We start from the raw sequence: 12792 nt of genomic DNA, 5'->3' as shown, positions 1-12792 counted from the left end.
AGTCCGGAAGACTAAACCTTCTTAGCATTAAAGAGAACACTACTTACCGACTTTCGGACTTATGATTTTTCGGACGCTGTTAGTTTGAACTTCACTTCTTCTGGTACTGCTGCTACCTTTTTCCGTTCATAGTCAAAGCAAACCATGCCTGTTTTGGCAATAGCCACTAAAACAGTTTTGCCGGCAGTTTCCTTTTCCAGCTTATAATACAGATCAAACGAGACTTTGGTAAAATCGTTGGCTGTTACAGAAACCTTTACCTGGTCGGTATAGAAGAGTTCCTGCTTAAATTCTATAGCTACATCGCTCATAATAAGCCCCAGGCCTGCTATATTGAGCTCCCCATAACCATAATGCTGCAAGAACCGGACCCTTGCTTCCTGAATAATGGAAAGTATAGTGTCGTTGCCTACATGCCCACCATAGTTTAGGTCCGTAATACGGATTGGAATGGTGGTTGTAAAAAGAACTGCCCGGGGAGGTCAACTTTAATGCGTGCCATGAAGAAATTGATTGGGGTTTTGCCTTTGGTATTATTTGTGTAATGGCTGTGTTTGTATAACCTGAATATTTATTTCTCTTCTATGAGGTCTTTGAGGGCTATGATGTCCAGGAAGTTGGTGGCTGTAGGCACAAATGAAGCCTGTTGCATGAGTTTATAACGCCATTGGCTGAATCGGTTCTTCCAGATGCTTTTCTCCCCAAAAATGGCGCCCAGGTATTCGGCAGGGTCTGTAGTGGCATTCAGATCGGCGAGCAGTGGCAGGAATTTGGTGGATAAACGTGCCTGCTCTCCATTAGGACAGGTAATAATGATATAATTTTTGTCGCGCGATACAATAAGATTGGGGTCCATAATGATATTGCCATTGGCGTCTTTGATGGGAGGGGCTATAATGCCCTTGCGGGAGGTGGTTTCAGGGCATGCAATCCATCCATTTCTGCATAGTGAATATCGTCTGTCGCTTCTTCCCGGAGGTCATTGCTAATATAATTTGCGGGTAATATGGGGGCGGCATTCACACGGCGGGCTACGTTGATATTTGTTCGGCGTCCCTGGTCATTGATAGAGGCGTCAATAACAGGTAATGAAGGTTGTACCAGTACATCCTTGTTATTGGGGTAATATTGGAAGGTGGGGTAATCGTGGGATCCTGTTGGACGATCACATCGCCTGAAGCGCTGTTTAAGAAGGCCCAGGTAGCAAAACCAACTATTCCGAGTAGAACGGCTGCTATGGCCAGTTTACGGAAGGGTATTGGGATGACCTTGGCAGGTACGGATTCCTGAGCAGCTGCATCAACCTGTAATGCAAGGGCTATCTTATGCCAGGCATCGGGCGGGGGAGGAGCTTCCCAATCATATAATTTTTCAGCGATCTTTACTTGCTGTGGATCATACTCTGCGTCCAGCTGCAAACTAATATTGTCCCAGGCGGCAGGTGGCGGAGCCGCTTCAAGGTTATGGAGAATATATTGTAGGTTGGCAGACATATTAGCGGGTAAAGGACTTTTTGGTATCGCTTAAATACTGGGTTATTTTCTTTTGCAAAATGGATTTGGCCCTTGCCAACTGTGATTTACTCGTTCCTTCACTGATTCCCAACATCTCACCGATCTCTTTGTGTGAATATCCTTCTACCACATAGAGGTTAAATACTGTGCGGTAGCCGGGGATAATTCTTGTACAATATTGACGATATCTTTTTCTGCCAGGCTGTCAAGGGCTGATATATCTGCATCTTCGATGGTATTCTCTTCCTTTTCGCTGACGCTGGATAACTGGGCCGATTTTTTGCGGAAATGCTCGATTGATGTATTTACAAACACTCTTCTTACCCATCCTTCAAATGAACCCTCTGCCCTGAACCGATGCAGGTTTTTGTACACTTTGATAAAGCCTTCCTGCAACAGGTCTTGTGCATCATCGGTATTGTTGGCATACCGCAGGCATACTGCATACATTTTTGGTGCAAACCTGTGATACAGTTCTTCCTGCATGCGCCTGTCGCCTGCAATGCTGCCCTTTATCAAGTCGGATTCAGAAATACTATAGTTGCTTTTTTGATCCAAATTTTTTATTAAATGATATGAAATGTCGGGATGGGGCGATCTTTCAGCAAGTACCAGGCAATCTCACCGGGCTTTTCAGGCATGCTGTACCAGGTCCTGCAAAAAGGAAACCAATTTATCAGCGGCTTTTTTTCCGGTGGCTGAACTGTCCTTTCTCCTCCAGACTCATTTCAGCAAAAGTACGGGTACTTCCCTGGGGAACAAAAACGGGATCATAGCCAAATCCTTCTTTACCTCTTTTCTCTCCAATGATAGTACCTGGACAAATACCTTCAAAAAGATATTCTTTGCCTTCCCATAACAAGGAAATGACGGTACGGAATTGTGCATTACGGTGAGGATTATCCCCAGCTTGTTCAACAGTTTTTCTATATTCTTGTCGAATGCTTTATCCTCGCCCGCATACCGGGCGCTTTTCACACCTGGCTCTCCGTTTAATGCCGCTACCTCCAGGCCTGTATCCTCACTAAAGCAATTTCCGCCAGTTAACTGCTGTATTGTACGTGATTTTTCTGTGGCATTGGCCTCCAGGGAGTCATGTGGCTCAGGGATATCAATATCAATCCCTGCTTCTTTCAGGCTAATGACGTGTATTTGCTTGCCAATAGCAGCCTGTATCTCCTGCACTTTATGGGCATTATTGGTGGCGAAAATCAGTTGTAGCAAATGGTATGGTTTGTTGTTTTTAATGAATAGTCAAAATAGCAGAGAAGGAAAAATGAGGCTAAACAGCAAAGATCTTTTTCAGGCTTTCCCACAGGCTTCGTTTCAGGGCCTTTCCTTCTTCTGTTTCCTGGTTCAGCTCATCGAGTGAAGGGGTGTACAAATAGGTTGAGCCTGCATAATCCTGGCTTTTAAAAGCCGGGAAGCTCAAGGGCAGGCCGGTTTCTTCTGGGGATACGCCAAACAATAAAACCCGTTTTGGCGAAAGCTGGTCTCTTAATGCGTTGATATCAACCCTTTGTGAAGCATCATTGACGATGGCTACGTCACCCAGGTTCAACTTACAGGCCCCCAGCATTTTGGTTAGCATCTGGAGGTGGTTTTCCGGAAGAAAGGCTTCGCCGGGAAACCGTACAACGACGGTTACCTGCTGGTGGTTATTACCCAAAAACTTATAGGGGGCAGCAGGGCCTGCCGGGATTGGCTGGGTAAAGGCGGGTGCCGGCGTTTTTACTGTTTCTGGGGAGCTGCTATGGGCTTCGCAGGGGGCTACAAGCGCTTCGGGGAGGGCTTCCGTGGTTGCCTTAGCAGGTATTTCTTCGATTGCCATGGGGCGCGGGTTCGAGTCCCGTCCGGTCTGCACAGTTCCCGTTTCCACGGCCTTTCCTTCGCCCTGCACCACCGTCTTTTGTAAAGTCCGGCCAGTACAGTGCCTGGTAATTGTATATTGTATGCCGACATATTATAATTTGTTGTTCTGCTGTGCCAGGGCCTTATTTATCATGACACTAACAATTGTTAGTAATTTATGCCTGGTTTTTGCAGGCAAAAACTTTAATTGTTTCTTTGTGGCTCAAAAATACTGGATTATGATTGATGCATATATCATACCTGTGACAAAAATTGAAAGGAGTAAATTGAACGATATTCCGTTGGAAAACATTCCTTTCGGCAGGTATTTTACGGACCACATGCTGGAAGCGGATTACGAAAATGGCGAATGGAAGAATGTGGAAATCAAGCCTTACCAGCCGCTGGTATTGAGTCCAGCGCTGGCTTCCCTGCACTATGGCCAAGCAATTTTTGAAGGCATAAAGGCTTACCGCAATAAGGATGGTGAAGCCTGTATTTTTCGCCCCAAGGACAATTACAAGCGCTTTAATATCTCTGCAACACGCATGCAAATGCCTGAAGTGCCTGAAGAACTGTTTATGGAAGGTATGCGCCAGTTGATCAACCTCGATAAGAACTGGATCCCGGCCAAAGAAGATCACTCTTTGTACATCCGTCCGTTTATGTTTTCAACTGATGAGGTAATTGGTGTAAAAGCTTCTGATACTTACAAGTTTATGATCATCTTGAGTCCCACAGGGCCTATTATGGTGCCCCGATGCGGATCTATGTGGAAGAGAAATATACCCGTGCGGCACCTGGAGGGGTAGGTTATGCGAAAGTGGCTGGGAATTATGGCGCCAGTATGATGGTTACCGCCGAAGCGAAAAGCAAAGGGTATGACCAGGTATTATGGACTGATGCGGTCGAACACAAATATGTGCAAGAAATTGGCACGATGAACGTATTCTTCATTCTTGGTAATAAAGCCGTTACCCCCGATCTCGGTGCTGGCACCATCCTGGCAGGCGTAACCCGTGACAGTGCTATCACGATCCTGAGGGATATGGGACTTACGGTAGAGGAAAGGCCGGTGAATATTGAAGAAATGATTGAAGCTTATAAAGCCGGCCAGCTCCAGGAAGTATTCGGTACGGGCACAGCAGCCACGATTTCTCCCATCAAGGAATTGAGGTACAAGGATTTTGTGATGACCTTTAATGTGGATGAATGGAAATCGGCCCCTGAAATGAAACGTCGCTTGAATGATATCCGCGAGGGACGTGCAGCGGATAAATATGGCTGGATGTATAAAATTTAAGCTTTTAGTTGTGAAGGATCAGGTTTTGGCAATCAGAAGTTGGCTTTTAGTAATTAGTCATTGATGTACAGTTGTTTATGTGTTAAAAGGGCTAATGGTTAAGGCTACAGGTGGATTGTTTGGTAGAGGTATATTCAGAAGTTATCCACATGGATTTTGAGAAATCCTTAAAAGCGTGATTAAGATTTGGTATTTAACTGGCTGGGTTTTACCTTTGCCGTCCCAAAAATAAAAGGTTCAGAATGCCTACAATTCAACAATTGGTAAGAAAAGGAAGAGAGATTATCAAGGCCAAGAGCAAATCGAGGGCTTTGGATAGCTGTCCGTTCCGTCGCGGTGTATGCACCCGTGTATATACAACTACTCGAAAAAGCCTAACTCGGCTTTGCGTAAAGTAGCCAAGGTACGTTTAACGAATAAAGTAGAGGTGATTGCCTATATACCCGGTGAAGGTCATAACCTGCAGGAGCACTCCATTGTGTTGGTTCGTGGCGGTCGTGTGAAGGATTTACCAGGTGTACGTTACCATATCGTTCGCGGTAGCCTGGATACTGCGGGTGTGAAAGATCGTAAGAAGAGCCGTTCTAAGTACGGTACTAAACGTGAAAAAGCTAAGAAATAATTAAACGCAGATTGAGCAGATTATTTGGATTTCAAAGAGTATACAGGAATCTATAATCAGCGAAATCCAGCTAATCAGTAAATCAGCGATATAAATCAGCGATAACAATGAGGAAGACTAAAGCCAAAAAAATTGCCCCGGCGCCAGATGCAAAATACAGTGATGCTCTGGTAACACGTTTTGTGAATAACCTGATGTGGCAGGGTAAAAAGAATACGGCATTCACCATTTTTATGATGCAATGGATCGTATATCCAAGCAAACGGGTGAAAATGGTTACGAAGTATGGAAAAAGCTTTATCCAACGTTACACCGGCTGTTGAAGTTCGTAGCCGTCGTATCGGTGGTGCTACTTTCAGATTCCTGCTGAAGTACGTGCAGACAGGAAAATATCATTGAGCATTAAATGGCTCATTCGCTACAGCCGCGACAGGAATGGTCGTAGCATGGCTGAAAAATTGGCGAATGAAGTAGTTGCCGCTGCTAAAGGCGAAGGTGGTGCTTTCAAAAGAAAGAAGATACTCACCGTATGGCTGAAGCCAATAAGGCTTTCGCTCACTTCAAAGTTTAATCACTTTAGGTATATCATATTTGAAGGCCATCCCAAAACGGGATGGCTTTTTTATTGTACGCACTTTCCAACACCTCCTTTCGGTTAATAGTTACCCACATTTATCAAGTTCGCGGCAGAAATTTAATAAGCTACCTGTTTCCCTTTAGAATCCTTGCTTATACAGCTGTAAATCAACAGGAATGCATATACACAAATTGTGTGATGTAGCGCTTTTCAGGCTATGATAGGGGCTATTTTTCTAATAAGTTATCCAGACAGGCTTGCATTAATGACAAAAAGCTATTTATTTTATTCTTGCATTTAATAGAACTGAATCCTGTCGAAAAACGAATCCGAAATCGTACCCCATGAAGAGCCTGTTGACAATGATACGCACGGGGATGCTTATACCCCTACTTTACCTGCACCCCTGATTGGGTTGGCCCAGGATTGTTCTACACTTAACTACACTGTTACTACTAAAGAATCGAGATGTATTGCCACGGGCAGCATTAAAGTGAATGTCACTGGAGGTTCCGGGACCTATAATATTAAGGTTACGGGACCGGTTACTACTGCTTATACTTCCTCTACCACGATTACCGGACTTTCTGCCGGAACTTATACTGTAAGTGTAAAGGATATTAATACGGGTTGTGTAACAGAAAAGTACAATATAGTGGTTCCTGGTTCTTACAGTGATCCCCGGTTTGTACTGAACAAAACGGATGTTACCTGTATGAATGGTGCTGATGGAATAATCAGTGTATCCGGCCTGCAGAATGGTAGGGCACCTTTTATTTATACCATCGTAGCTCCTTCTCCTTCAAAAGTCGGCACATCCAATTCCACTGGTAATTTTGCAGGTCTGATAGCGGGAGAATATGCTATAGAATTAAAAGATTCCTGCGGCGGTCAGCAAACCCGGCGTGTTACCATCCTCAATTACCAATGGTGGGTGGATGGTGTTACTATAGGCAGGGTTGGTTGTGATAGCGCCCAGGTAACTGTAAAGCTTAAAGACAGTAAGGGTAATACCACTGTATTTTCTGGTTTCCGCTATGGCGTGGTGAGAAGTACGGGTGATACGGTATGGTCGACCAATAGCACTTTCCGTTTCTTTATTGGCACTAAACGTACGGTAAAGGTAGTGGTCAAAGATCCCTGTGGTATCACTCAGGTTACTACCTGGGTAGATCCTAACAAGCCGAATGTAGCTGCCACGATTACTACCTCTAATTATCAATGTAATACATTCGATGCGAAAGCCACGGGGCAAAGTAATCTTACCAATCCGCTGTATGAACTGTACAATAGCAGCAATGTGAAAGTGGGTTCTAATAACACGGGTATTTTTACAGGCCTGCCCTACGACAATTATTGTATGCGCATAAAAGACAATTGCTATGATACAGCTATTGAACGTTGCTTTTCGCCTGTAAGACAGAAACCGGCAGTGGCGGCTAGTGTAACCATATCCAATAGAGGATGTTCGACGTTTACGGCCGCCATAACCGGACAAACGAATGTGACCAATGCTACTTATCAGTTGTTCAACAGTAGCAACCTGCAAATAGCAAGTAGCCCCAATGGTATATTTAATAATATTCCTTATGGCAGCTATTGCATCAAGATAAAAGATGGTTGTTATGATACCACCATTACCCGCTGCTTTACAGAAAAGCGGCCTAAACCTTCGGTAGACCTCAATATCAATACAAGTGGTGGTAGTTGTACTAGTTTTACAGGTAGTGTAACCGGACAGGCTAATCTGAGTAATCCTCAATACTGCTTATACAACAGCAGTAATGTGTTGATTGCCTGTAACACTACAGGTAGTTTCGGAAACCTGCAGTACAATACCCGTTATTGTATGCGCATAAAGAATGATGCGGCTTGTTATGATACTACCATAGAACGTTGCTTTATTATGCCCAGGCAAATACCAGCGGTAGGAACGGATGTAGACATTACGCAAAACTGTACTTCATTCAATGTTGAGGTTACCGACCAGGAAAACCTCAATAACCCCAATTATTGCTTGTATGATGCCAATAATGTAAAAATAGCCTGCAATACAACCGGTATCTTTACCAACTTGCCTTATGGCTATTATTGTATCACGATTGCCAATAGTGCTGCTTGTTATGATACGGTGATCAGAAGATGCTTTAATCCAGTAAGGCCCAGGCCATCATTATCCTCGTCGGTTAATATCAGCAACAGGGGTTGCGATGGGGTAACAGCAAAAGTATCAGGAAGCAACCTTACTAATCCCCGGTATATACTGTACAATGCTGCTAATGTAGCGATCGATAGTAATTCGACTGGTACATTTAATAATGTACCTTATGGCTATAATTGTATCCGGGTAAGAAATAGTTGTTATGATACTCTTATGGAAAGGTGCTTTACGGTAAAAAGGAATGTACCGGTAGGTGGTAGTGTTGCCATCAGCAATAAGGCCTGCGCTACCTTCACAGCCAAGGTAACAGGCCAGAGCAACCTGATCAACCCACAGTATACGGTATATGATACCCTGGGCAATTATGTAGCTAATAATACCAATGGTACTTTCAATAACCTGCCTTACGGGTATTATGATGTAAAGATTGTAGATACCTGTTATGATACGGTCATTGTGCGTCGTTTCAACGCTGCACCCATTCCCATTACCATTTCTGTAACTGCCCAGGAGTCCTGTACCTTTGGAACAACTGATATTAAGGTGATCTTTAATACAGGCAATGCTCCTTATAAAATTGAGGTGCTGAACCCGGTAGGTGTGTTGGTTACATCTACTACTTCTGCAACCAGCCCGGTAATGATCAATGCTTTGCCTCCGCTTACTGGCGGGCAGCAATATACGGTTATAGGTATTGACAATTGTAATGTAAGGGATACGGCACAGGTGACGCCTCGCCCCAGTATCCTGAACAAAACGCAGTTCGTGAAATCAAAATGCCCTTCGGGTGTATGGGAAAATGGTGCTACGGATATTGATATTGATGTGAATTCCAATATGGGTGTAGTTACACCAGTGATCATAAAAAGAACAGTGCTACCGTAAATATTAAATTTACATCCAATGTAGGTTCATCCTTTAAGTTTGTTGACCTGGAGCCTGCTACTTATGTTATTCAATACAGTGTTCCTAGTTGTACGGGGAGAATATATGATACGGTGGATGTAGTTCCTTATAGTTTCCCGGGATTGCAGCAATCGGCGGCCTACCAGTGTGACAATAACAGTTTTAGTGTGGGGCTGTAGTAACCGGCGGTACCGGACCTTTCAGTTACGAGATCATTGGCAGTATCCCTGCTTCTCCGAGTATTAACTCTACTGGCCAAACCAGCCCGGTATTTACCATTACAAATGGTGAGCAGTACTCGCTGGTACGACTTAGGGCGGTAGATGCCTGTGGTAATGCCACTTTAAATGACGTAAGCATTCTGCCACTGGCCAATACCCTGATCTATGCCAGTTCGGACTGTTATTATAATGATGTTAACCTGCATGTAGATTCTACAGCCAATGCCACTTATAAATGGTACAAGAAAACGAGTGCTACAGACAGTGTATTGGTGAGTACAACTACCTCGTATAGGATACCTTACCTGTTGCCATCCGATACAGGTACGTATGTGTGCCGTATGTCAGTAAACGGTGGCTGTTTAACCAAACTATCTTATTTCACTGTTACTGGTATGTGTAGTGGTACTCTGCCGGGGCAGGTTAGGTTAGCTGGTAAAGAGATCAATGGTACGGTGCAATTGAACTGGGCAGCCTTGCAGGATGTGGATACCAAGGAATATATCATAGAACGCAGTAATACGGCTAATGGGCAATACGCCCCCATTGGCAAAGTAAATGCGCGACAGTTGGGTGGGCGGAACATCTATGCCTTCACTGATGAGGCGCCAATGGCTGGCACAAACTATTACCGCTTGCAGATCGTAGGAAAGGATAATAAATCGATATTCAGTAATGTGATCAACATCAAAACAGCTACTGTTAGTGGAATTTCCTTGTATCCCAACCCGGTAAAACGAGTATTGAATATCAGCCTTTCGGCCAGGCAGCAGGAAAGCTATAAGCTATCCCTGGTAAGTGCTACAGGTCAGGTGGTGCATGAGCAACTGGTGCAAAAGGTGCAGCAGACTACGATCCAATACTACCGAACCGGGCAGGTAAAAAGCGGCGTATATATGTTGCGTATTACGGCGATCAATAGCCAGGAAACCTTTGTATATAAAGTAATATTTGAATAACGCTTTTTTGAGGTTTAAGAACATTAAGGCCGCCTTGCGCGGCTTTTTTGTTTTAATATACCAATAGACTTCCTGTCTGTTCCTTCTTCCCTTCCTTGCTGATGAGGTAGAAATAAATACCTTTTGCAGGGTTAATAAAGGCACTTTTTCATGCAGATCTGTCAACTTCTTTTGTAACACTTGCTGGCCGGCTGCATTGTACAGGATAATGGAGGTATTGCCGGGTAGGGCAGAAAGAATATTGAGTAGGGACGCGGCCGGTATAGGATTGGGGTAAACAAGGTATCCCGCATCCTGAAGATTATATACGGTTTCCGGTTGGCTGTAGACAGCAGTTCCATCTGTCCGGTTTATTTTCAGTCGGTAAGTATTAAGTCCACGGGTCAAACTATTATCGGTTAATTGGTATTGTAAAGCAGTGACGGGTGTTATCAACTGGAGACTGGTATAACCCGAAATGCCCAATTTCTCTACAGTTATTTGTTGAAGGCCATAACTGGTACCTAATTCGATGGATAAGTTGGCTGCCTTGTTTATGAGATCGACCAGAAAACTTTTGATATAACAAGCTGTTCCCTGTGCAGTATAGTTGAATGTATAAGCTTTTAGTCCCTCATAGCCAGTCTTTAGCATGGGTGAAACAGTATAATACAATGTAGAGCTTACTGATTTATTCAATACAACTGCTGTATCGTTGGTTGTAAGCAGGGGAGTCAGGTATTTTTCTCCCAAAGCATACACTACAAAGTTGTTTACGCCTGTTGGTTTGTTCCAGGCAAGCAAAAAGGAGTCGCTGCAATTAAATCCCGTACTGGCTTTCAGCCTCGAAGAGATACTAAAGGTGTCTGATAAAAAAGTATGATTATTGGTAGATATCCTCAGTAAAGCGGTGCTAAAGGTATCTGGCGTAAGCCATTGATAAAATCCGGATGAGAGGCTAATGTTATTACCAATCAGTTGCCAATGAAGCCCATCATCAGTAGAGTATTCAATACGGGCTGGGTCGGCATTGTTGAAAGTAGCGGCCCATCTCAGGTAGTTGTGTTCTCCTCCTTTTAGATGATCGGCTTTCATGGGATAATACCATTGGAAGCGGTCGGCCGTATCGAGGCGCCAGGAAACAGCGTATGCCTGTGTGCTAGCTGGGATAGTATTCCCTTTACCTGTATGCTATAAGTTCCTGGCAAGGGATTATCCAACGTGATCTGTTCATTAGTATTCAGGCTGTCTCTTTTTCTAATCGGCCATTTGGATAAGGAGTCAATATGAGCTGTATGATTTAGAACCCAGGGTTGCCAGCGCTCGCCCGTAGAGGAATTTATTAGTTCAAGGTCCAGGTCGTTGACAAGGGATTTGGCGCTATTGGGAGTTGCTGGTGGATCATACCAACAAAGGGTTATTTTAACTTGCTTAATACCTGGAGGAATAGTGAGTGTAGAGGTATTCGTTTGTCCCTGGATAATATTGCCCAGGCTGTGAGTGCCCTGGCGGGCTGCCTCGACGGCTTGATAGGCATTGACTTTGCCATAACCTGTTTGAAAATCGATTCCCGGAGTTGCTACATCATCGGCAGTATTAAGCAGGATGGCTTTTACCAGTGAATTAGGAGGTATTACTCCGGTACTATTCTTAACGGCTTGCTGTACCAGCAGTGCAATGCCTGAGGTTAGGGCTGCAGCCCCTGAACTGCCATCCTCTCCAAAAGCCACCAGTTCTGGCTTTACCCGCCCGTCGTAGGCTGGACCTTTTGAACTTAATGATTCTAACTGGTACTGGCTGTTGATAGCTCCGACGGTGATCATATTTTTGCCCATTTTAAAACTACCGGTTAGGTTGGAGTAACCAGGTATGCCGGCATAAGGGCCAGCCGTACTAGTTTGATTACCTGAATTGCCGGCTGAAAAAATGTGTAGTAATTGGGGATTGGCCAGGCTGCTGGCATCATAAGCTGCGGCATCGGCACCATAATAATTCTCTATGCCTGTACCGTATGAATGGTTCTGTACAGTGATATGGTATTGTTGGTAGGCGCTATTGGCATCTGGCAGCAGGCTGGCAAAATCAGATGAGTTGAAATTGGCGCCCCAGGCAGCTCCTTTTTCCGGTATGATCACTATTGCCTCCCCGGTGATAATAGTGCTCATAATGGTGGCATGTTGGGTAATATTGACCGAACTCAGAGGAGTAGGCAGGTACCTTCCTTTAAAGTCAATATCCGCTGTATCGGGCTTATTTTCCTTTATAGAGGCCGTAAGCCCGGTTCCATTTAATGCGGGGTAAAGGGCATGAATGGTATTGACCTGGTTGGTAGTATTGTCCAGTGTATTAATGGCTTGTTCTTCTTTAGGTTGGCGGGGCTGATCGGCAAAAAGCACCCAATTGGTAGTTAACAATTTGTTTATCAGTATTTTACGAGAAGTTTTTATGACGAGCAAATGGGCTGGAGGATATTCGCCGGTAATTTCAACGGCTAATTTTTTTGAGCCAGCCATAATTGGAAGGATTCTTTTTCAGGAACGATTATCCACCAGGTTGCCAATTGATCATCTGAAACGGGTACTTTGGTTTGTTGCAAAGCAGGGGGAGTTTTCGTTGTAATAAAAGCTTGTCTGACTCTTGTGCATTGACAGCCAGGCAATAACAGCTGCAGATGGTTAGCAAAATGCGGTATCTCATGG

Annotated in this window: 13 protein-coding genes and 4 pseudogenes; 7 read left to right on the top strand and 10 right to left on the bottom strand. The window is 44.3% G+C overall.

What is annotated here, in order from left to right; all coding sequences use genetic code 11:
• Positions 1-59: 59 nt before the first annotated feature.
• From RS881_RS43010 to RS881_RS42975, 8 genes and pseudogenes are all read right to left on the bottom strand, one after another.
• The gene (locus tag RS881_RS43010) at positions 60-440 is read right to left on the bottom strand and encodes an acyl-CoA thioesterase (RefSeq protein ID WP_315824787.1); all 381 of its coding nucleotides are present in this window, start codon (positions 438-440) and stop codon (positions 60-62) included.
• A gap of 131 nt (positions 441-571) precedes the next feature.
• Entirely contained in the window at positions 572-856 is a 285-nt protein-coding gene (locus RS881_RS43005; protein ID WP_315816423.1) for a hypothetical protein, read from the bottom strand.
• A gap of 35 nt (positions 857-891) precedes the next feature.
• Positions 892-1023 (bottom strand): hypothetical protein, encoded by a 132-nt coding sequence (locus RS881_RS43000; protein WP_315816422.1) that lies wholly within the window; start codon positions 1021-1023, stop codon positions 892-894.
• A gap of 8 nt (positions 1024-1031) precedes the next feature.
• Positions 1032-1493, bottom strand: coding sequence for a hypothetical protein (locus RS881_RS42995; RefSeq protein ID WP_315816421.1), 462 nt, complete (start codon positions 1491-1493; stop codon positions 1032-1034).
• Position 1494: 1 nt separating this feature from the next.
• On the bottom strand, positions 1495-1644 hold the full coding sequence (locus RS881_RS42990; protein ID WP_315816420.1) for an RNA polymerase sigma factor: 150 nt from the start codon (positions 1642-1644) through the stop codon (positions 1495-1497).
• Entirely contained in the window at positions 1638-2072 is a 435-nt protein-coding gene (locus tag RS881_RS42985; RefSeq protein ID WP_315816419.1) for an RNA polymerase sigma factor, read from the bottom strand. Before RS881_RS42985 ends, RS881_RS42990 begins: the two co-directional genes overlap by 7 nt.
• Positions 2073-2190: 118 nt before the next feature.
• A pseudogene (locus tag RS881_RS42980) lies at positions 2191-2699 on the bottom strand (non-canonical purine NTP pyrophosphatase).
• 97 nt (positions 2700-2796) lie between these two features.
• Positions 2797-3417, bottom strand: coding sequence for a hypothetical protein (locus tag RS881_RS42975; protein WP_315816417.1), 621 nt, complete (start codon positions 3415-3417; stop codon positions 2797-2799).
• A gap of 235 nt (positions 3418-3652) precedes the next feature.
• Here RS881_RS42975 and RS881_RS42970 point away from each other — a divergent pair, with 235 nt between their 5' ends.
• The 7 genes and pseudogenes from RS881_RS42970 to RS881_RS42935 all read left to right on the top strand — a co-directional run bounded on the left by RS881_RS42970 (position 3653) and on the right by RS881_RS42935 (position 10114).
• The gene (locus tag RS881_RS42970; RefSeq protein WP_315816416.1) at positions 3653-4177 is read left to right on the top strand and encodes a branched-chain amino acid aminotransferase family protein; all 525 of its coding nucleotides are present in this window, start codon (positions 3653-3655) and stop codon (positions 4175-4177) included.
• Positions 4126-4668: an aminotransferase class IV gene (locus RS881_RS42965; protein WP_315816415.1), complete on the top strand. Its 543-nt coding sequence runs from the start codon at positions 4126-4128 to the stop codon at positions 4666-4668. The genes RS881_RS42970 and RS881_RS42965 overlap by 52 nt, the downstream gene beginning before the upstream one ends.
• A 242-nt stretch (positions 4669-4910) precedes the next feature.
• Positions 4911-5290: pseudogene (gene rpsL, locus RS881_RS42960) on the top strand (30S ribosomal protein S12).
• A 107-nt stretch (positions 5291-5397) separates the two neighbouring features.
• Positions 5398-5613 (top strand): hypothetical protein, encoded by a 216-nt coding sequence (locus RS881_RS61970; RefSeq protein ID WP_315825037.1) that lies wholly within the window; start codon positions 5398-5400, stop codon positions 5611-5613.
• Positions 5576-5949: pseudogene (locus RS881_RS61965) on the top strand (hypothetical protein). The gene RS881_RS61970 and the pseudogene RS881_RS61965 overlap by 38 nt, the downstream one beginning before the upstream one ends.
• 333 nt (positions 5950-6282) lie before the next feature.
• Positions 6283-8913 carry a hypothetical protein gene (locus RS881_RS42940; RefSeq protein WP_315816412.1) on the top strand — a complete coding sequence of 877 codons (2631 nt, stop codon included), beginning with the start codon at positions 6283-6285 and terminating at the stop codon, positions 8911-8913.
• A gap of 514 nt (positions 8914-9427) precedes the next feature.
• Positions 9428-10114 carry a T9SS type A sorting domain-containing protein gene (locus RS881_RS42935; RefSeq protein ID WP_315816411.1) on the top strand — a complete coding sequence of 229 codons (687 nt, stop codon included), beginning with the start codon at positions 9428-9430 and terminating at the stop codon, positions 10112-10114.
• A 186-nt stretch (positions 10115-10300) separates the two neighbouring features.
• Here the strand turns inward: RS881_RS42935 and RS881_RS42930 are convergent.
• Together RS881_RS42930 and RS881_RS42925 are read right to left on the bottom strand one after the other, a co-directional pair.
• Positions 10301-10747: pseudogene (locus RS881_RS42930) on the bottom strand (hypothetical protein); the annotation flags it as partial.
• A 437-nt stretch (positions 10748-11184) separates the two neighbouring features.
• On the bottom strand, positions 11185-12507 hold the full coding sequence (locus RS881_RS42925; protein ID WP_315816410.1) for a S8 family serine peptidase: 1323 nt from the start codon (positions 12505-12507) through the stop codon (positions 11185-11187).
• Positions 12508-12792 lie beyond the last annotated feature (285 nt).

Origin of the sequence: Paraflavitalea speifideaquila (assembly GCF_032395985.1) — a bacterium.
GTDB lineage: Bacteria > Bacteroidota > Bacteroidia > Chitinophagales > Chitinophagaceae > Paraflavitalea > Paraflavitalea speifideaquila.
This window is presented reverse-complemented; position numbering and strand designations above follow the sequence as displayed.